The sequence below is a fragment of the Mesorhizobium sp. USDA 4413 genome (genome assembly GCF_056280365.1).
Genome location: NZ_JBVPRP010000001.1, coordinates 254,094 through 271,640, shown reverse-complemented (window position 1 = coordinate 271,640; position 17,547 = coordinate 254,094). Strand labels below are relative to the sequence as shown.

Annotated in this window: 16 protein-coding genes and 1 pseudogene; 7 read left to right on the top strand and 10 right to left on the bottom strand. The window is 65.0% G+C overall.

The genetic code is table 11. From position 1 onward, the window contains the following. Positions 1 to 215 precede the first annotated feature (215 nt). The 3 genes from ACVMIM_RS01395 (at position 216) to ACVMIM_RS01385 (ending at position 4,921) form a co-directional block, all read left to right on the top strand. Positions 216 to 1,412: an efflux RND transporter periplasmic adaptor subunit gene (locus tag ACVMIM_RS01395; RefSeq protein WP_476109942.1), complete on the top strand. Its 1,197-nt coding sequence runs from the start codon at positions 216 to 218 to the stop codon at positions 1,410 to 1,412. 74 nt (positions 1,413 to 1,486) lie between these two features. Then, a complete protein-coding gene (locus tag ACVMIM_RS01390) occupies positions 1,487 to 4,663 on the top strand; it encodes an efflux RND transporter permease subunit (protein WP_476109941.1) in 3,177 nt (1,058 codons plus the stop codon). 99 nt (positions 4,664 to 4,762) lie between these two features. Further along, a complete protein-coding gene (locus ACVMIM_RS01385; protein ID WP_041000854.1) occupies positions 4,763 to 4,921 on the top strand; it encodes a DUF3309 family protein in 159 nt (52 codons plus the stop codon). A gap of 56 nt (positions 4,922 to 4,977) precedes the next feature. Here ACVMIM_RS01385 and ACVMIM_RS01380 read toward each other — a convergent pair whose 3' ends face one another. Continuing rightward, positions 4,978 to 5,934 (bottom strand): SDR family oxidoreductase, encoded by a 957-nt coding sequence (locus ACVMIM_RS01380; RefSeq protein WP_476109939.1) that lies wholly within the window; start codon positions 5,932 to 5,934, stop codon positions 4,978 to 4,980. Positions 5,935 to 6,028: 94 nt separating this feature from the next. Here ACVMIM_RS01380 and ACVMIM_RS01375 point away from each other — a divergent pair, with 94 nt between their 5' ends. Further along, positions 6,029 to 6,943: a LysR family transcriptional regulator gene (locus ACVMIM_RS01375; protein WP_476109937.1), complete on the top strand. Its 915-nt coding sequence runs from the start codon at positions 6,029 to 6,031 to the stop codon at positions 6,941 to 6,943. Here the strand turns inward: ACVMIM_RS01375 and ACVMIM_RS01370 are convergent. From ACVMIM_RS01370 to ACVMIM_RS01360, 3 genes and pseudogenes are all read right to left on the bottom strand, one after another. Further along, positions 6,901 to 8,082: an MFS transporter gene (locus ACVMIM_RS01370; RefSeq protein ID WP_476109935.1), complete on the bottom strand. Its 1,182-nt coding sequence runs from the start codon at positions 8,080 to 8,082 to the stop codon at positions 6,901 to 6,903. The two genes, ACVMIM_RS01375 and ACVMIM_RS01370, sit on opposite strands and share 43 nt — an antisense overlap. 401 nt (positions 8,083 to 8,483) lie before the next feature. Continuing rightward, the gene (locus tag ACVMIM_RS01365) at positions 8,484 to 8,792 is read right to left on the bottom strand and encodes a DUF1244 domain-containing protein (protein WP_476109933.1); all 309 of its coding nucleotides are present in this window, start codon (positions 8,790 to 8,792) and stop codon (positions 8,484 to 8,486) included. A gap of 26 nt (positions 8,793 to 8,818) precedes the next feature. Then, positions 8,819 to 9,617: pseudogene (locus ACVMIM_RS01360) on the bottom strand (N-formylglutamate amidohydrolase). 236 nt (positions 9,618 to 9,853) lie between these two features. On the opposite strand from ACVMIM_RS01360, the gene ACVMIM_RS01355 reads away from it, so the two are divergent. Together ACVMIM_RS01355 and pyk are read left to right on the top strand one after the other, a co-directional pair. After that, a complete protein-coding gene (locus ACVMIM_RS01355) occupies positions 9,854 to 10,345 on the top strand; it encodes a DUF1036 domain-containing protein (RefSeq protein WP_476109932.1) in 492 nt (163 codons plus the stop codon). Next, positions 10,342 to 11,769: a pyruvate kinase gene (gene pyk / locus ACVMIM_RS01350; protein WP_476109930.1), complete on the top strand. Its 1,428-nt coding sequence runs from the start codon at positions 10,342 to 10,344 to the stop codon at positions 11,767 to 11,769. The genes ACVMIM_RS01355 and pyk overlap by 4 nt, the downstream gene beginning before the upstream one ends. A 182-nt stretch (positions 11,770 to 11,951) precedes the next feature. Here pyk and ACVMIM_RS01345 read toward each other — a convergent pair whose 3' ends face one another. From ACVMIM_RS01345 to ykgO, 3 genes are all read right to left on the bottom strand, one after another. Beyond that, positions 11,952 to 13,013, bottom strand: coding sequence for an alpha/beta fold hydrolase (locus ACVMIM_RS01345; RefSeq protein WP_476109928.1), 1,062 nt, complete (start codon positions 13,011 to 13,013; stop codon positions 11,952 to 11,954). Positions 13,014 to 13,113: 100 nt separating this feature from the next. Beyond that, complete coding sequence (locus tag ACVMIM_RS01340) at positions 13,114 to 13,737, bottom strand: tetratricopeptide repeat protein (RefSeq protein ID WP_476109926.1); 624 nt, start codon at positions 13,735 to 13,737, stop codon at positions 13,114 to 13,116. A 145-nt stretch (positions 13,738 to 13,882) separates the two neighbouring features. After that, entirely contained in the window at positions 13,883 to 14,008 is a 126-nt protein-coding gene (gene ykgO, locus ACVMIM_RS01335) for a type B 50S ribosomal protein L36 (protein WP_040974291.1), read from the bottom strand. 244 nt (positions 14,009 to 14,252) lie between these two features. Between ykgO and ACVMIM_RS01330 the strand changes: the two genes are divergently transcribed. After that, complete coding sequence (locus tag ACVMIM_RS01330) at positions 14,253 to 14,675, top strand: lysozyme inhibitor LprI family protein (protein WP_476109920.1); 423 nt, start codon at positions 14,253 to 14,255, stop codon at positions 14,673 to 14,675. A gap of 7 nt (positions 14,676 to 14,682) precedes the next feature. On the opposite strand, the gene ACVMIM_RS01325 is transcribed toward ACVMIM_RS01330, so the two are convergent. From ACVMIM_RS01325 to ACVMIM_RS01315, 3 genes are all read right to left on the bottom strand, one after another. Next, the gene (locus ACVMIM_RS01325; RefSeq protein ID WP_476109918.1) at positions 14,683 to 15,759 is read right to left on the bottom strand and encodes a 5-(carboxyamino)imidazole ribonucleotide synthase; all 1,077 of its coding nucleotides are present in this window, start codon (positions 15,757 to 15,759) and stop codon (positions 14,683 to 14,685) included. Beyond that, complete coding sequence (gene purE / locus ACVMIM_RS01320; RefSeq protein WP_476109917.1) at positions 15,756 to 16,253, bottom strand: 5-(carboxyamino)imidazole ribonucleotide mutase; 498 nt, start codon at positions 16,251 to 16,253, stop codon at positions 15,756 to 15,758. Before purE ends, ACVMIM_RS01325 begins: the two co-directional genes overlap by 4 nt. A 76-nt stretch (positions 16,254 to 16,329) precedes the next feature. Further along, entirely contained in the window at positions 16,330 to 17,535 is a 1,206-nt protein-coding gene (locus ACVMIM_RS01315; RefSeq protein ID WP_476109915.1) for an aminotransferase class V-fold PLP-dependent enzyme, read from the bottom strand. Positions 17,536 to 17,547 lie beyond the last annotated feature (12 nt).

The following is a 17,547-nucleotide window of genomic DNA, read 5'->3' as shown; positions in this document are numbered from 1 at the left end:
GTCGGCTGGCAGAAAAGCGCGCATTTGTCGAGGAACTGCTTTCCAAGATGCAATGTTCCCGCAACTTTTCCGACTATATTGCGCCGCAACTTTCAGGTAGAAGCGCGCGTCCGCCGATCACGGCAAATTGAACTAGGCCCCGCGCACACCCATATCGGCCGCGCGCCCGAGTCGGAAGCGCCGACCTCGCCAGGTCCTGCAACGGAAAAATGACGATGCCGAAAATCAGGTTTCACAAGCTTGCAGCCATTGCCGTGCTCATCGGTTTCGCGGCCTGGATGGGGACGGGCGAGTTCTCGTCCGTCGGCAGCGCGGCGGACAAGTCGGTTACCACCGACAACTCGGTCACCACCGACAAGTCAGTTACCACTGACAAACAGGCTGACGCCGCCAAGCCGACCAAGGCCGAGGCCGAGCCGAAAGCAGCACTGCGTACCGTCGCGGTGGTCACCCCGCCGCGCAAGACCTTCGCGCGCGCCATCCGCATCTCCGGCCTGACCGAGGCCGACAAGCGCGCCGTGCTGGCGACACGCGTCGCCGGCGTCATCGAAAAGCTGCCGGTCAAGCAGGGCGACCGCGTCAAGACCGGCGATCTGGTGCTGATGCTCGCGGCCGAAGAGAAGATATCCAACGTCGACAATGCCAGGCAGCTCCTGACGCAGCGCAAGGCCGAGCTCGATGCTGCCGAGCGCCTGGCCAAGGCGGGCAACCTGCCGAAGCTGCAGCTCGACACCGCCCGTTCCAACCTGACGCTCGCGCAGTCGCAGCTCGACACCGCGCAGGCCGAACTCGACCGCAACGAGGTTAAGGCGCCGTTCGACGGCGTCATCGACCGCATCCCGGTGGAGCTTGGCAGCTCGGTGATGCAGGGCGGCGAGGTGGCGACGATCCTGAAGCTTGACCCAGTGATCGCGCGCGGCGAGATCAGCGAGCGCGACCTGCGCTACGTCAAGATCGGCGACGAGGCCGATGTGCGCCTGGTCAACGACCAGAAGGTCACCGGCACGGTCCGCTACATCAGCCGCGATGCCTCCGCGCAGACCCGTACCTTCCGCGTCGAAGTAGCGATCCCCAATGCCGACGGCTCCATCCCCGCCGGCATGACGGCCGAGATCACGCTCAGCGCCGAGCCGACCAATGCGGTCATGCTGCCGCGCTCGGTGGTGACGCTGGGCGACAAGGGCGACCTCGGCATCCGCGCCGTCGGCAAGGACGACAAGGTGGCGTTCTTCCCGATCGACCTGGTCGACGACACGCCGCACGGCCTTGTGCTGGGCGGGATTCCGGAAGATGCGCGCATCATCGTCGCCGGCCAGGAACTGGTGAAGGAAGGCGACCGGGTTAAGCCCGTCGAGGCCGACCAGGCGACCATCAACAAGCTGATCGGCGAAGCCACCGCCGGCACGCAGTAAAGCAAGACGCGTCCGTCGCCGGACCAACCCGGCGATGGCAGTCCGCAGCCTTTGAAGCATAACAGGCCGAAGTCATGGATATCGTCAGACTCGCCATCAACAATGCGCGCCTCACCATATCGGCGCTGCTGTTCCTGCTCGTCGCGGGCTGGGTCGCCTATCAGTCGACGCCGAAGGAAGCGGAGCCCGACGTTCCGATTCCGATGATGTATGTCAGCCTGATCTATCAGGGAATCTCGCCGGAGGATTCCGAGCGGCTGCTGCTCAGGCCAATGGAAAGCAAGCTCAAGAGTCTCAAGGGGCTCAAGGAGATGCGTTCAGCCGCCTTCCAGGGCGGCGGCTATGTGCTGGTCGAGTTCCAGCCGCAGACCGATCTCGCGACGGCGCTGCAGGATACGCGCAGCAAGGTGCAGGATGCCAAGGCCGACCTGCCGCAGGCGGCCGAGGAGCCGACGGTCAACGAAGTCAACGTTTCGGAATTCCCGGTTCTGGTCGTGACACTTTCGGGCGATGTGCCGGAGCGCGTGCTGACATCGGCCGCGCGTGAGCTGCGCGACCGCATCGAGGAAGTGCCCGGCGTGCTCGAAGGCTCGCTGCAGGGCGCGCGTGACGATTTGGTCGAGGTGGTCGTCGACCCGGTGAAGCTGTCTTCCTATGGACTGCAGCTCGACCAGGTGATCCAGGGCGTCGCTTCCTCCAACAGCCTGGTCGCGGCCGGCAATCTCGAAGGCTCGGAAGGCAAATACGCGGTCAAGGTGCCGTCGCTGATCGAGACTCCCGAGGATGTCGCCAACCTGCCGGTGGTCGCCACGCCGAACGCCGTGGTCCAGGCCAAGGACATCGCCACGATCCGCTCGACTTTCAAGGACGCCGAGACGGTGACCCGCCTCGACGGCAAGCCGGCCATCGCCATCGAAGTGAAGAAGCGCATCGGCGCCAATCTGATCGACACGCTGACCCATGTCAGGGAAGTGTCGGACAATTTCATCAAGACAATGCCCGAAGGCATGCACGTCACCTACACGCAGGACAAGTCGGTCTTCGTCAACCAGCTGCTCGGCGACCTGCAGAACCATGTGATGATCGCCGTCATCCTGGTGTTCATCGTCATCCTCTATGCGCTGTCGGGCCGCGCCTCGCTGCTTATCGGCTTGGCCATCCCGTCGTCCTTCCTGATCGGCATCCTGCTGCTCGCCATGATGGGCTACACGATCAACATGATCGTGCTGTTCAGCCTCATCCTGGCGGTCGGCATGCTGGTGGACGACGCCATCATCGTCACCGAATTCGCGGAACGGCGCATGAGCGAGGGCATGCCGAAGGCGGACGCCTTCGCCTTGGCTGCCAAGCGCATGGCCGGCCCGGTGATCGCGGCGACGATGACGCGCATCGCCGCGTTCTCGCCGCTGCTCTTCTGGCCAGGCATCATCGGCGACTTCATGAAGTATATGCCGATCACGCTGATCGTGACTCTGTCGGCCTCGATGCTCTACGCGCTGGTCTTTGCGCCGACGTTGGGCGCGATCTTCGCCAAGGCGCCGGAGCATCATGACGAGGGCAATCGCGACGGCTGGTACATGGCGGTCGTCAAGCAAGCGGTGCGCTTCCCGATCACCGTCATCCTGCTCACCGTCGGCCTTCTGGTCGGCGTCGGCTTCGCCTATTCGAAATATGGCGCCGGCGTCGAGTTCTTCCCCAGCGTCGAGCCGGATTACGGCCTGCTCTATGTGCATGCCCGCGGCAATCTCTCGCTGGCGGAAATGGATGCCGCGACCAAGACGGCGGAGAACCGGCTGCTCGGCTGGCCGGGCGTGAAGTCGGTCTACACGCGCGTCGGCAAGACGCAAGGCGGCGGCCAGGACATTCCCGAAGACGTGGTCGGCGTGATCCAGTACGAGTTCGTCGACTGGCGCGAACGCAAATCCGCCAATCGGATCCTCGACGATCTGCGCGGCGTTATGGCCGGCATTCCCGGCGTCGATGTCGAAGTGCGTGTGCCGGAAGCCGGCCCGCCGACCGGCAAGCCAATCCAGATCCGGCTGTCGGCCGCCGATCCGGCCGGGCTCGACGACAAGGCGCGCGCGGTCGCGGCACGCATCGCCAAGATTCCCAACGTCATCGACATTTCGGACGGCCTGCCGCCGCCCGGCGTCGACTGGGCGATCGAGGTCGACCGTGCCAAGGCGGCGCAATACGGCATCAGCCCGACTTCGGTCGGCACGGTGGTGCAGCTGGTGACCAACGGCCTCAAGCTGTCGGAGTACCGGCCGGCCGGCGCCGACGACGCGGTCGACATCCGGCTGCGCCTGCCGGAAGACCGCCGCACGCTCTCGACGCTCGACGAGCTGCGCGTGCAGACCTCGCAAGGGTCGGTGCCGATCTCCAACTTCGTCGTCAGGAAGCCCGAGCCGACCGTCGGCATCCTGAACCGCATCGACGGCGCGCGCACCGTGGTCGTGCAGGCCAATGTCAGCGCCGGAGCACAGGTCGCGGCGGTGCAGGAACAGGTCACCAAGGCCGTCGCCGACATGGATCTCGGCAGCGGCATCCGCTGGAAGCTCGCCGGCTCCAACGAGGACAGCGCGGAAGCCAGCGCCTTCCTCGGCAAGGCCTTCGGCGCGGCGATCTTCCTGATCTTCCTGGTGCTGCTCGCGCAATTCAACAAATTCACCAGCGTGTGGCTTGTCTTGTCCTGCGTGGTCATGGCGACGATCGGCGTGTTCCTCGGATTGCTTCTGACAGGCGAGGCTTTCGGCATCGTCATGTCGGGTATCGGCGTCATTGCGCTGGCAGGCGTGGTGGTGAACAACAACATCGTGCTCATCGACACATATGACCGGCTGCGCGAGGAAGGCTGGGACAAGATGGACGCGGTGCTGCAGACCTGCCGCGAGCGCGCCCGCCCGGTGGTGCTGACGGCGGTGTCGGCCATCCTCGGCGTGCTGCCGATCGCCTTCGGCCTTGGCCTCGAAATCTTCCATCACGAGACGACGATCAACGCGCCGTCGACGCAATGGTGGATATCGCTGTCCTCGGCGATCGTCTTCGGCCTGTCCTTCGCCACGCTGCTGACGCTGGTGGTGACGCCATCGATGCTGATGGTGTTCACCCGCGCCAAGGTGAAGCCCGGTCAGCGGCGCAACTGGCTCAGCCGCCTGTTCCGGCGCGGCCAGGGCGAGGTCTCGACGGGCGAGGCGGCCCAGGAAGCCGCCGCCGAACCAGCGGTCACCTTCCCGAAAGCCGCGGAATAGAGCGGTTCCGCAACCCCAAAGACCAGAAGCCGCCCGGGAACAACCGGGCGGCTTTTTGCATTGTTCCCTCGAAGTTCAACCAGACGGCGAGGGTTTTTCATGACGATCGGCACAATTCTCGTAATTATCCTGATTCTGATCCTGATCGGCGCCGTGCCGGCTTGGCCGCATTCGCGCTCCTGGGGCTACGGGCCGTCCGGCATCGTCGGCGTCATCCTGATCGTGCTGCTGATCCTTTTGTTGATGGGCCGGATCTGACCTCAAACGATTGCGGCCGGGCTTGAGCCCGGCCGGTTCATTTCTGCTCGGTCTTGTCAGGCGGCGAGGCGCGATGGCCCCGCGGCGACGCCGATATCTTGCAAGGCCTCCTTCACCGCCTGGTCGAGCGGCGTGTGCGGGATTTCGCCGATGACCTCTTCCAGCCGCGTCGAAACCAGCCGATGCGCCTCGAAACGCAAATAGGACATCGAGACGATCTCGCGCCACATGGCCACGAACGGGCTGCCGGCGCGCAGCACCCACCAGGGCATGAAGGAGAGCTTCAGCTTGCGGCCGAGCGCCTTCTCGGCGGCGGCCTTCATGTCGAGGTCGGTGATGGCGTGGCCGGGGAAGTTGATGGCTTCGAAGAAGCCCGTTTTGTCGAGGTTCTTCGCCAGGCCGACGAAGGCGACGGCGAAGTCCGGCAGGTAGGCCCACTCATGCGTCAGGTCGGCCGGGCCGGGCGCGGTGTAGACGCCTTTCTCCATCTTGGCGGCGACGATGAGATCGAACCAGGAGCCCGAACCGGTGCCGCCGAAGAAGTCGCCCGCCCTGAGCACGATGGTGCGCACCCGGCCGGCCTCGGCCTCGCCGCGGAAGAGCTCCTCCATGGCGCAGCGGATGCGGCCCTTCTCGGTGGTCGGGTGGAACGGCGTCGCTTCCGTGATCACCTGCGGCATCGGCGAGCCGTAATTGTAGACCGTGCCCGGGAAGAGGTGCAGCGCGCCGTTTTCGCGGCAGGCGGCCATGACGCTTTCGGCCATTGGCATGCACTTGCCCCAGTCGGTGTAGATAGGGTTCAGGCCGTTGAAGATGATGTCGACGCCTTGGGTGGCGCGGATCAGGGAGTCGCGGTCGAGCGCGTCGCCGGTAATCGCAGTTGCACCTTTCAGTTCCGCCGGCACCTTGCCGGTCCGGGTGACGGCGCGGACGTCGAAGCCGGCGTCGATGAAGGCTTTGCCGACCACGCGGCCGAGCCGGCCATTGGCGCCGAGGATTGCGATTTTGGTCATCTGTCTCTCCGTTGTTTGCGTCTGCCCGCCAATCTGATGCACCCACAAACGAATTGAAATTGACTGAAATCGGCGATCTGTTATTCAAAAATGAATGACGGAATTCGACTGGAATCTGATCAAAAGCTTCGTCGCTGTCGCCGAGACCGGCAGCCTGTCGGGGGCCGCGCGCAGGCTGGCGGCGAGCCAGCCGACGCTCGGCCGCCACATCGCCGAGCTGGAGGCAGCGCTCGGCGTCACGCTGTTCCGGCGCGGGCGGCGCGGCTATGAGCTGACGGAAACCGGCAGCACGCTCTATGAGCGCGGGCGGGCGGTCAGCGAGCAGGCCAATGCGTTCTCGCTGCTGGCGCTGGGTTCGGTCGAGGCGATCGAGGGTACGGTGCGCATCGCCGCCTCGGAGGTTGTCGCCGCCTTTGTGCTGCCGGCCATGATGGCTCGTCTCGGCGAGGAAGAGCCGGGCGTCGAGGTCGAGATCGTCGCTTCCAACCAGGTCGAGAACCTTTTGCGCCGCGACGCCGACATCGCCATCCGCATGGTGAGGCCGGCGCAAAACGAACTGGTGGCGCGCAAGGTCATTGACATTCCGCTCTGCCTATGCGCCGCCCGCTCCTATCTCGACCGGTGCGGCCGGCCGGAAACTCCCGCCGATCTTGCCGACCACGCTCTGGTCGGCTTCGACCGCAGCGACGAGATCATTCGCGGCTTCACATCGTTCGGCATTCCGGTCGGCCGCAGCCATTTCCGCTTCAGGACCGACAACCAGATCGTGCTGTGGGAGGCGGTGCGGACCGGCAACGGCATCGGCATCGGCCAGGAGCCGCTGGCCGACCGCGATCCGGACCTGGAAAAGCTGTTGCCCGGCGTGCCTTTGCCGAACCTGCCGGTCTGGCTCGCCATGCATCGCGACGTGCGCACCAGCATGCGCATCCGCCGCGTGGCGGATTTCCTGCATGAGGAGCTGAAGCGCTATTCGGCCGGCACAGGTTCGGGAGCGAATTCGGCCCGGTGAGCAAGCCCGGCCATCAGGAACACGATGACCAGCAGCCCGGACAGCGCGACGAAGATCGGCCCGAAGCTCGAATGCTCGGCGACGAAGCCGATCGCGGACGGCGCCACCAATATGCCGGAATAGCCCATGGTAGTGACGACGCTCATGCCGGCGCCCGACGACATGCCTTCCTGGTTGCCGCCGGCCGAAAAGATGATCGGCACCATGTTGGCGATGCCGAAGCCGCAGAAAGCGAAGGCGGCGATCGCAAGATAGGGCGACGGCGAAAGGCCGGCGACCAGCATGCCGGCCGCGGCCACCAGCGCCGAGCCGCGCAAGGTCGCCACGGCGCCGAAGCGGTTGCGCACGCCGTCTCCCAGGAAACGCATCAGCGCCATGACGCCGGAGAAGGCGGCATAGGCGAGGCCGGCGACCGCGAGATCGGCGCCCAGCTCCTGATGCAGGAAGAGCGCCGCCCAGTCGAGCACCGCGCCTTCCGAGATCATGGTGAGCAGCGCCATCAGCCCGACCAGATAGACGGCCGCGTGCCGCGGCAGCGTGAATTTCTGGTGCTCGACGGCCTGCGGCCGGTCCTCGGCGACGAGATGGCGAATGGCAAAGGCGATCACGGCAAAGGCGATCACCGTCACCGCGACGGCATGGGGAAGATAGCCGTAGTTCTGGATCGAGTAGCCGCCGAGCGCGCCGCCGGCGAAGCCGCCAAGGCTCCAGAAGCCGTGCGAGGACGACATGATCGCCCGCGAAAGTCTTCTTTCCACCACCACAGCATTCGAGTTCATCGCGACATCCATGCCGCCTATCGAGCCGCCGAAGATGAGCATGGCGATGGCCGCCAGAGGAACGTTGGGTGCGAGCGCCACGATCAGCAGGCCGAAGCTGCCGCAGACGCCGAACCAACGCGTCACGGTGCGCGAGCCATGCCTGGAAATGAGATGGCCGCACCAGGTCATGGAGATCACGGCACCGACGCCGAACAGGAGGATCAGCAGGCCGAGCGTGAATCGGGTGATGTCGAGCCGGGTGAGGAACACCGGGATCTGCGGCGCCCAGCTCCCGGTCAAAAAACCATTGGCGAGGAAAATGCCGGCGACGGCCCAGCGGCCGCGCGTCGCGGCCTGCATCGTGGTTTGCAAGGTCATTCTTCGAACCCGGTGCGCCGGTGGATTTCGTGCGGCAAATTAGATCGATTCAATTGCCAGTCAAGGACCGCATTGGAGAAGTGCTTGGACCAAGGCGCGGGCAAACTTGTGAGGAATGGGCCGGCCCCACTTTTGGAGATTAGTCGAGACGCCCCTCCTTTCGTCATCCACGGGCGGAGCAAGGAGCGAAGCGACGCGCGCAGACCCGAGGATTCATTCCGTGACTTCCGAGCGCTGCTGCGGTGCAGGCATTGGCGCGCCGCAGCGCCATCGGTATGATCCTCTTTCTGGACCGCTGCGCTCTTCGACAGCCGTAACGGCATGGATTCCAGGGTCTGCGCGCGTCGCTTCGCTCCTTGCTCCGCCCTGGAATGACGAAGTCGCGAAGGCTTTCGACAGCGCTAATGATCCTTCGGCCGCTTCGCCTCGAACTCGGCCTTCTTGGCTGCGGAAGCCTCGGTCTGGTTCAGCGCCTGCCATTCGGCATAGGGCATACCGTAGATGATCTCGCGCGACTCGTCCTTCGACAGGGCGACACCTTCGGCCTCGGCGGCTTCGCGGTACCAGTTGGACAGGCAGTTGCGGCAGAAGCCGGCGAGGTTCATCAGGTCGATGTTCTGGACGTCGCCGCGTTCGCGCAAATGCGCCACCAGGCGGCGGAAGGCGGCTGCCTCGAAATCGCGTTTCTGGTCGTCGTCGAGTTCGGTCATTGGGGAACTCCCGGCTGTCGGTCTCGTCATACCGGTCCGGTGCGCGAGCCGAACATCTTCACCTGATGTATATCGGGGCGCCGGTCGATGGCGTCAACGATCGGCGCCAGCCGCTCGGCCCAGGCGAGGGCGCCGGCACGGTCGGCGATCAGGTCCTGGCGGATCTCGATCAGCGCATGCGCGTAGCCGTTGACGATGGCGTGGCGGAACATGGTGTCGCCGCGCAGTGCGCCGTCATAGGGCTCATTGTCGCCGACGACGAGGGATTGGTCCTGCGCCAACATGTCGATCAGCGGCCGCGCGACGCGGTCGTCGCGGTCCCACAGCACGCCGACATGCCAGGGTCGGACTAAAACCCTGCATGACCGGTGTGAAGGAATGCACCGAAAAGATGAACGGCGCCTTGCCCGAGGCGTGAGCGACGGAGGCGATCATGGCGCCGACGGCGTCGTGATAGGGCCGATAGAAGCGGTCGAGCCGCTTCTCCCGCTCCTCGGCCGCCATCGGATAGTTTCCCGGTACCACGGTCCCGTCATAGAGCTGGCGGATCATGGTCGGGTCGTCCTCGCCCCGATTGGGGTCGATCAACAGCCGCGAGAAACCGGCCAGCACGGCGGGCGCGTCGAGCGCTGCCGCGAGCTCGCGGGTCACCGTCTCGACGCCGATGTCATAAGCAATGTGGCGATCGAATTCGGACGCCGGCAAACCGAGACTGCCATACTCCTCCGGCAGATCGCGGCGGGCATGGTCGGCCAGAAGCACGACGCCTTTCTTGCGGTCGCCCTCGACGATGTCGAACGGCGTGAAAACTGTGGATCGGGTCATCGGCTGAAAAGGGGACGGCGGCTGCGATGTGGTATCGTCATTCCACGAAGAGGACGCTGGCGCAATGCCGTTGTTTGGCCAAGGTTTCTGCAAAGAATCCCCGATGGGACGTGAAGTTGCGCGACGGGCCCTTCTAAATCGATTGGAATTGAACAAAACGGCGCGTTGACATGCGACCGGAGTTTGCTGAAAAGGGGCTTCGAGAGATGCAAATGTGGTTCGCAAGGGGATCTGCGATGGGTTTTGCCGGCTGGTTGCGCAAGCGCCTGGCCGTGCCGTTGCTGATCGTCGGCGCAGGATTTTTCGCGATCGCCGCGACCTCACCGGCCCGGGCCGACTTCCGCGTTTGCAACGCAACGCAAAATCTGGTGGGCGTCGGCATCGGCTATCGTGCCAAGGCCGGCTGGATCACCGAGGGCTGGTGGCACATCGAAGGATCGACCTGCAAGACGCTGATAGAGGGTCCGCTGTCATCAAGGTTTTATTATCTTTATGCAGAAGACGCCGAACGCGGCGGGCGCTGGGACGGCCCGATCAACATGTGCGTCGCCGAAAAAGAGTTCAAGATCGCCGGCGTGAATGATTGCGTCGCCCGGGGCTTCCAGCGCGCCGGATTTCAGGAATATGACACGGGCGAGCAGGCCAGCTGGATGGTCCAGTTGACCGACGAGCCCGCAACGGGAGGCGCGCCAGCAGCGGCCCCCGCTCCGGGAACAAACAGTCAATGAGACGTAACCGCAAGGTCAAGATCCTCGCCACCATCGGTCCGGCTTCCTCTTCCGAGGAAATGCTGAGGAAGCTTTTCGAAGCCGGCGCCGATGTCTTCCGCATCAATATGAGCCATACCGACCACGAGCTTATGCGCACGCTGGTCGGGCGCATCCGCACGGTCGAAGCCGCCGTCGGCCGGCCGATCGGCATCCTCGCCGACCTGCAGGGTCCGAAGCTCAGGGTCGGCAAATTCGCCAACGTCAAGGAAGCGCTGACACCGGGGCAGAGCTTCACGCTCGACGACAATCCCGAACCCGGCACGTCCAAACGTGTGTACCTGCCGCATCCGGAAATCCTGAGCTCGGTCGAAGCCGGTCACCGACTTTTGATCGACGACGGCAAGCTGGAGCTGAAGGCGGTGAAGGCCGACGGCAAGTCGATCACCTGCACGGTCGTCGCCGGCTCGGGAATTTCCGACAAGAAGGGCGTCAGCTTGCCCGACACCGACCTGCCGGTCGGCGCCTTGACCGAGAAGGACCGCGCCGATCTCGACGCGGTGCTCGCCGCCGGCGTCGACTGGGTGGCGCTGTCCTTCGTGCAGCGGCCGGAGGATCTGGCCGAGGCGCGCAAGATCGCGCGCGGCCGCGCGCTGATCATGGCCAAGATCGAGAAGCCGCAGGCGGTGGCGCGGCTCGCCGAAATCATCGAGCTCTCCGACGCGCTGATGGTCGCTCGCGGCGATCTCGGCGTCGAGATGCCGGTCGAGGCCGTGCCTGGCATCCAGAAGCAGATCACCCGCGCGGCGCGCCGCGCCGGCAAGCCGGTGGTGATCGCCACGCAGATGCTGGAATCGATGATCACCGCGCCCGTGCCGACCCGCGCCGAGGTCTCCGACGTGTCGATCGCCGTCTTCGAAGGCGCGGACGCAATCATGCTCTCTGCCGAATCCGCGGCCGGCGCCTATCCGGTCGAGGCGGTCAGCATGATGAACCGCATCGCCACCAAGGTCGAAACCGACCCAACCTATGCCGGCATCATCAACGCTCAGCGCTCGGAGCCCGAAGCCACCGGGGCCGATGCCATTTCCCTCGCCGCGCGCGAGATCGCCGAGACGCTGAAACTGTCGGCCATCATCTCCTACACCGCGTCCGGCACCACCGGCTTGCGCGCCGCGCGCGAGCGACCGCAGGTGCCGATCGTGGCGCTGTCGCCGATCCTCAACACTGCGCGCCGGCTGTCGCTCTTATGGGGCACGCACTGCGTCGTCTCGGAGGACGCGACCGACCTCGACGACATGGTCGATCGCGCCTGCCGGATCGCGCTGGAGGAAGGTTTCGGCAAGCCGGGCGATCGCGTCATTATCACGGCCGGCGTGCCGCTGAGGACGCCAGGGTCGACCAATATGCTGCGGATTGCCTATGTCGGGTCGGACACGCATTAGGTGTGCCGATATTCAGGTGAGGCCGGCCTGCAAGTAGCGGCTTCCGGCGCTTCCGGTGCTCACGTACTTTAAGTACGCTCCGCTCCGGTTCTCGGAAGCCACCACTTTCGGCTCGGCCTGACCTGAATCTCGGCACACCTAACCCTACCTGCTGTGGCATTCAGGAGCTGACTCCCGAAGTTTCAGGTCGGCGCGAGCTCGGCGTCAGGCACTTTGATGTCCGGGCATTTGCCGTCGTTATAGGCATCGTCGGCGATCGGGCCCTCCACGGTCCTGGCCATCGCCTGTAGATCGACATCTTTGCCCGCGACTTTCTGGATCGCGCCGATGACGAGGTCGGGCGCGATCCAGTCGGGCTTGTGGCCGAGATTTGCAACCCAGACCAGCTCGGCACCGGGAATGTCGCGCTCGAGGCCGACGGAATGGATCGTGGCATAGACCACCTTGTCGCGATCGCCCGAGATCACGATGGTCGGCGCTTTGACCTCGCGATAAGCAGGCGCGGCGGCGCGGACATAGTCATAGAGCTGGGCGACATCGCGGGCGTTGGCGCGGAAAGCGGATGGCCTGAGCACCAGCGGGATCGAGGCGTCGTCGATATAGAACTCCGGCACTTTGTTGGGCGAAAAGACGCAAGCGGTGGCATCGCCGATCCGCAGCATGCCGGCCGTATAGGCGAGCGTTTCGGAGAACAGCCAGCCGATCACCGGAATGGCCGTCAGCTTGTAATACCAGGCGGTTGCGCCGCCCGGCCAGGGATGTGTTGCGGGCGCAAGAAAGACGAGGCCGCGCGTCTTCTCGGGGTGCCGGCGGGCGAAGGCGGTCGCGATCGCGCCGCCGAAGGAATGGGCGACGACGACCGCTTTTGCGATGCCCAAGCGGTCCATCAGCGCGGCGATCGTGTCCGCCTGCGCGGCAAGTGTCTCATTGTCGCCGCGCTCCGACCAGCCGAAGCCCGGGCGGTCGAAGAACAGCATCTCGGCGCGGCCCTCGAGCAGCGGCTTCAGCGGCAGCATCTGGTCCTTGAGATTGGCGCTGGCGCCATGGATGAACACGACCGGCGGCAGGTCCGCGCCGACCGGCGCCGGGACATGGACGTAGTGAATGCGCGCGCCCTCGATCTCGGCGAATGCGCCGACAGGCGGGTTGCGGCGCTCGATCGACCGGACACCGGCGCGGGTGACGCCGGCGAGGGCGAAGAGGAACGCGACGAGGACGAGGAGGGCAGCGCAGGTGAGGTTCATGCGGGAGTAGGGCAGTAGGGCAGTAGGGCAGTAGGGCAGTAGGGCAATAGGGGTGCCATTTCCCTATTGCCTTACTGCCCTACTCCCTTATTGCCCTACTTCAAATCCCTTCACCCGCCAGCTCTTCGGAAAGCGTCGAGACCTGGTTCTGGGCGCTGCGCATCATCGGGTAGATGGCCAGCACTTTTTGCCAGGCTTCCAGCGCCGACTGCTTGTGGCCGGTCTCGGCCATGATCTGGGCGAGGCCCGAAAGGGCGCCGAAATGGCGCGGCTCGAGCTGCAAGGTGCGGTCGATATCAGCCATCGACTTCCCGTAATTCTTCATCAGGAAATGCACGGTGGCACGGCGGTTCCAGCCTTCGGCATAGTCGGGCTGCAGGGTCACGACCTGGTCGAGGAAGTCGAGGGCGACGTCGAATTTCTGGTCTTCCGTCGCCTTTTGCGCCCATTGCATCATCAGGTCGATCGAGGCGCTGCCCGACTGGTTCCACTCGTTCCAGATGCGTCCGGCGATGCGCTCGGCGGCCTTTTCGTTGCGCTCGCGCTTCAACTCGCTGAAGAGCTGGTCGAGGCGGCCCTGTTTGGTCTGGGCGGCCGGTGGCGGCGTGGCGGCGGGCGGCGGAGCGGCATCCGGAGGGAGCGCGCCCGGCACCTCTTCAGCCCCTGCGGGCAAAGCCGTGCCGCAAAGCAAAAAGGCCGTGAAAAATGCAAAAAGAATCCGCATCGCCGGAATCTAGTCCCCGACGGCGGATCGTCAAAGTGATTTTAGCGTGAGAGCGCCGGCGAACCGGCATTCGACATCAGCGCGGCCTGGTCTCTTCGCATGCCGCTTCCCTTTCAGGCGACATGCATCAAGCCGCGCGCAAGGCTCAGCCCTGGCGCGCCTTGTAGCGCGGAGCGGTCTTGTTGATGATGTAGATGCGTCCCTTGCGGCGAACCAGCCGGTTGTCGCGGTGACGCGCCTTGAGCGCCTTGAGCGAATTCTTGATCTTCATGGTCTTGCCTGTTCGGTCAGGGCCCGTCCCGGGCCGAATTTTAAAGGCGCGCCCGGAAAAAGCGCGCCCTTGAACTTGGCGTGGCTCATAAACGAGGAGCGTTGTCCGTGTCAACCACGTGACGATGCCCGAATGCCACAAGTGGCGCAGCATATCAAAATATCTGCCATCCGCGCGGCGCGGCATTGCGCGACTCAAGGGTCGCTGGAATGGTGCGATCCGTGCGAAACGACCGGGGATTGCAATGCGCCGCCTGCTTTTGCCTGTCTGTCTGGTCTTGCTTGCGGCAGTCCCGGCCGCTGGGGCGCAGGATTGCGACCGCAACGACGACAGCCAGTCGATGCTGAACATCTGCGCCGATGCCGACTATCAGGCGGCCGATGCCAAGCTCAATGCCGCCTACAAGAACATCGTCGGCAGCAACGATCAGGCCTCGAACAAGCTGTTGCAGACGGCGCAGCGCGCCTGGATCGCTTTTCGCGATGCCGAATGCGCCTATTCGACCGCCGACAGCGAGGGCGGCTCCATCCATCCGATGGAGGTTTCGCAGTGCCTGACGAAGCTCACCAACGAGCGCATCAAGCAACTCACCTCCGACGCCAACTGCAAGCTCAGCGATCCGAGCTGCGCCGGCTCGGACGCGGCCGACGACCAGGATATGCAGTAAGCGACGCTTATCGGGGTCTGATGAGGCGCGTGAAATGGCCCATCTTGCGGCTGGGGCGCGACTCGGCCTTGCCGTAAAGGTGCAGCATCAGCTCGGGCTCGTTGAGTAGCGCCGGTACCTTCAGCATGTCGTCGCCGATCAGGTTTTCCATCACACAATCGGCATGGCGGGCCGGCGAGCCCAGCGGCAGGCCGGCGACGGCGCGGATATGCTGCTCGAATTGCGAGACGACGCAGGCTGCTTCCGTCCAGTGGCCGGAATTGTGCACGCGCGGCGCCAGCTCGTTGACCAGAAGCGAGCCGTCGGCAAGCACGAAAAACTCGACGCCGATGACGCCGACATAATCGAGCGCGGAGAGGATTTTCGCGGCCGCATCCTTTGCCGCCGAAGCGGTTTGCGGCCCGATGCCGGCCGGCAAGGTCGATGTCCGCAGTATCCCTTCGCGGTGAACGTTTTCGGCCGGATCGTAAGCCGCGACCGAGCCGTCCAGCCCACGCGCGGCAATCACCGAAATCTCGCGCTCGAAAGCGACGAGCGATTCCAGAATCAGCGGCACATTGCCCATCGCCTCGCAGGCGCCGGCAAAACCGCCGGTCGGCATATTCCGGAAGACGCGCTGGCCCTTACCGTCATAGCCCATGCGGCGGGTTTTCAGCACGCCGCTGCCGTCGAATTTCTTCAGCGCCTCTGTCAGCTGGTCGTCATTGTCGACCGGCTGGAATTCCGCCGTCGGGATGCCGATGCCGTTGAGAAAGCTTTTCTCGGTGAGGCGATCCTGCGCGACTTCGAGCGCGCGGGCCGGCGGATAGACCGGCACCGTTGCCGTCAGCGTTTCGGCCGCCGCGACCGGGACATTCTCGAATTCATAGGTGACGACGGCGCTGGCGGCGGCCAGGTCGGCGAGCGCCGCCGGATCATCATAGGCGGCGACGATCTGGCGGTTCGCGACCTGCGCGGCCGGGCAGTCGGGCTGGGGCTCCAACACGACGATGCGGTAACCGAGGCGGGCGGCGGCCATCGCCAGCATGCGGCCAAGCTGGCCGCCGCCGATGATGCCGATGGTCGATCCGGGCGCCAAGCTCACGGCGCGTCCGTCGGCTCGGACGCAACCTTGGCGGTCTGCGCCGCGCGCCAGGCGTCGAGCCGGGCAGCGAGCTTGTCATCGTTGAGCGCCAGCACCGCGGCAGCGAGAAGCGCTGCATTGGCAGCACCCGCCTTGCCGATGGCCAGCGTGCCGACCGGAATGCCGGCCGGCATCTGCACGATGGAGAGCAGCGAATCCTGGCCCGACAGCGCCTTGGATTCGACCGGGACGCCGAAAACGGGCAGCGGCGTCATCGCCGCCGTCATGCCGGGCAGATGCGCCGCTCCGCCGGCGCCGGCGATGATCACCTTGTAGCCGGCGGCCTTAGCGCCCTTGGCGAACTCATAGAGACGGTCGGGCGTGCGGTGCGCCGAGATGATCAGCCTCTTGTGCGGGACGCCCAGCGCCTCCAGCGTTTCCGCGGCCTGGCGCATCGTCGCCCAATCGGACTGGCTGCCCATGATGATGGCGACGTCGGCACGCTGATCGGTCAAGGTTCCACTCCCCGGCGGCAAAGGCGCGCCTTAGCGGAATTCGGCGGTAGCCGCAAGGATTGTCGATGCGTCCGTGCTAGTCCGGCCAGCGCAGCGCGCCTGAGGAATCCTTGCGGGCCGCTTTCATCGCGTCGGCCGGCCGGTCCTTCGCAGTGAGCACGGCGCGCAACCGCTCGGCGACGATCTCGGCCTCGCCCGGATGGAGGTTGCAGGGGTCGAGGAAGAAGTGGCCGCGCTCGACCTCGTGATTGCGCACGATGACAGGCGGCGCACCGGCGGCGAGGGCGGAAGCAAGCCCGGCGGCCGTGAAGCGGCTTTCCGGGCGTACGAAGACCTGCAGGCGGTCGAGAGGATTGTTCGTCGGGTCGGGGATGATCTCAGCACCGATGCCCGGAATGCCTTCGAGCGCGTCCTTCCACAGATTGAGCGCTGCCTCCTCGCGGCGGCGGATGCCGGCATGGTCGCGTTTCTCCCAGGCGTCGAGCGCCGCCATTGTGCCGGCGATGCTTTCCTTGCCGACCTTCATGGCGCGCGCCACGCCGCGGTTCTGCAGATAGGCGGCGCGGACCAGGTCCTTGCGGCCGGTGACGATGCCGCTGGTCGGGCCGCTCAGAAATTTGTGGCCGCTATAGACGACAATGTCGGCGCCGCGCGCGAGGAACCCGCGCAGGTCATACTCCGAGGCCGCGTCGACGATCACCGGAATATTTTTGGCGTGACAAATTTCGCAGAACTCCTCAAGCGAGAGCATGCCGTATTGCACGGTGTGGTGGGCGACGACATAGAGGGCGGCCGCCGTGCGCTCATTGATCGCCTCGCGCACATGATAATCCTGGGTGACGCTGACGGTGCCCGCCGGAATGACCTTGGCACCGGCGACGCGAATCGACTGGTCGATCGGCGCTCCATAGTTGACGATGTGGCCAAGTTGGATGACGACTTCCGACTTCAGCCCTTCCGTGTCGTCGGGCAGCCGCTCGATCGCCAGAAGGTTGGTACCGGTCATCGCGCCGGCGATCGCCATGGTGATGCCTGAGGCGCAGCAGGCGGTGATGAAGCCGGCCTCGCCGCCGGTGAGGCGCGCGACCACCGCGTTCGCGGCTCGCTGCAGATCGTCCATCTCAACCCATTGCGAGGCCATCTCGGCCATGGCGCTGATCGCTTCGGGAACGATGATCGAGGCGCCCAGCGCCGTCATCGTGCCCGAGACATTGATGATAGGCCTCAAGCCCAGCCGCTCGCGGATGGTGGTGTTGGAGCCTGCGTCGGAATAGGTTTTCATGTGAGTGGACTC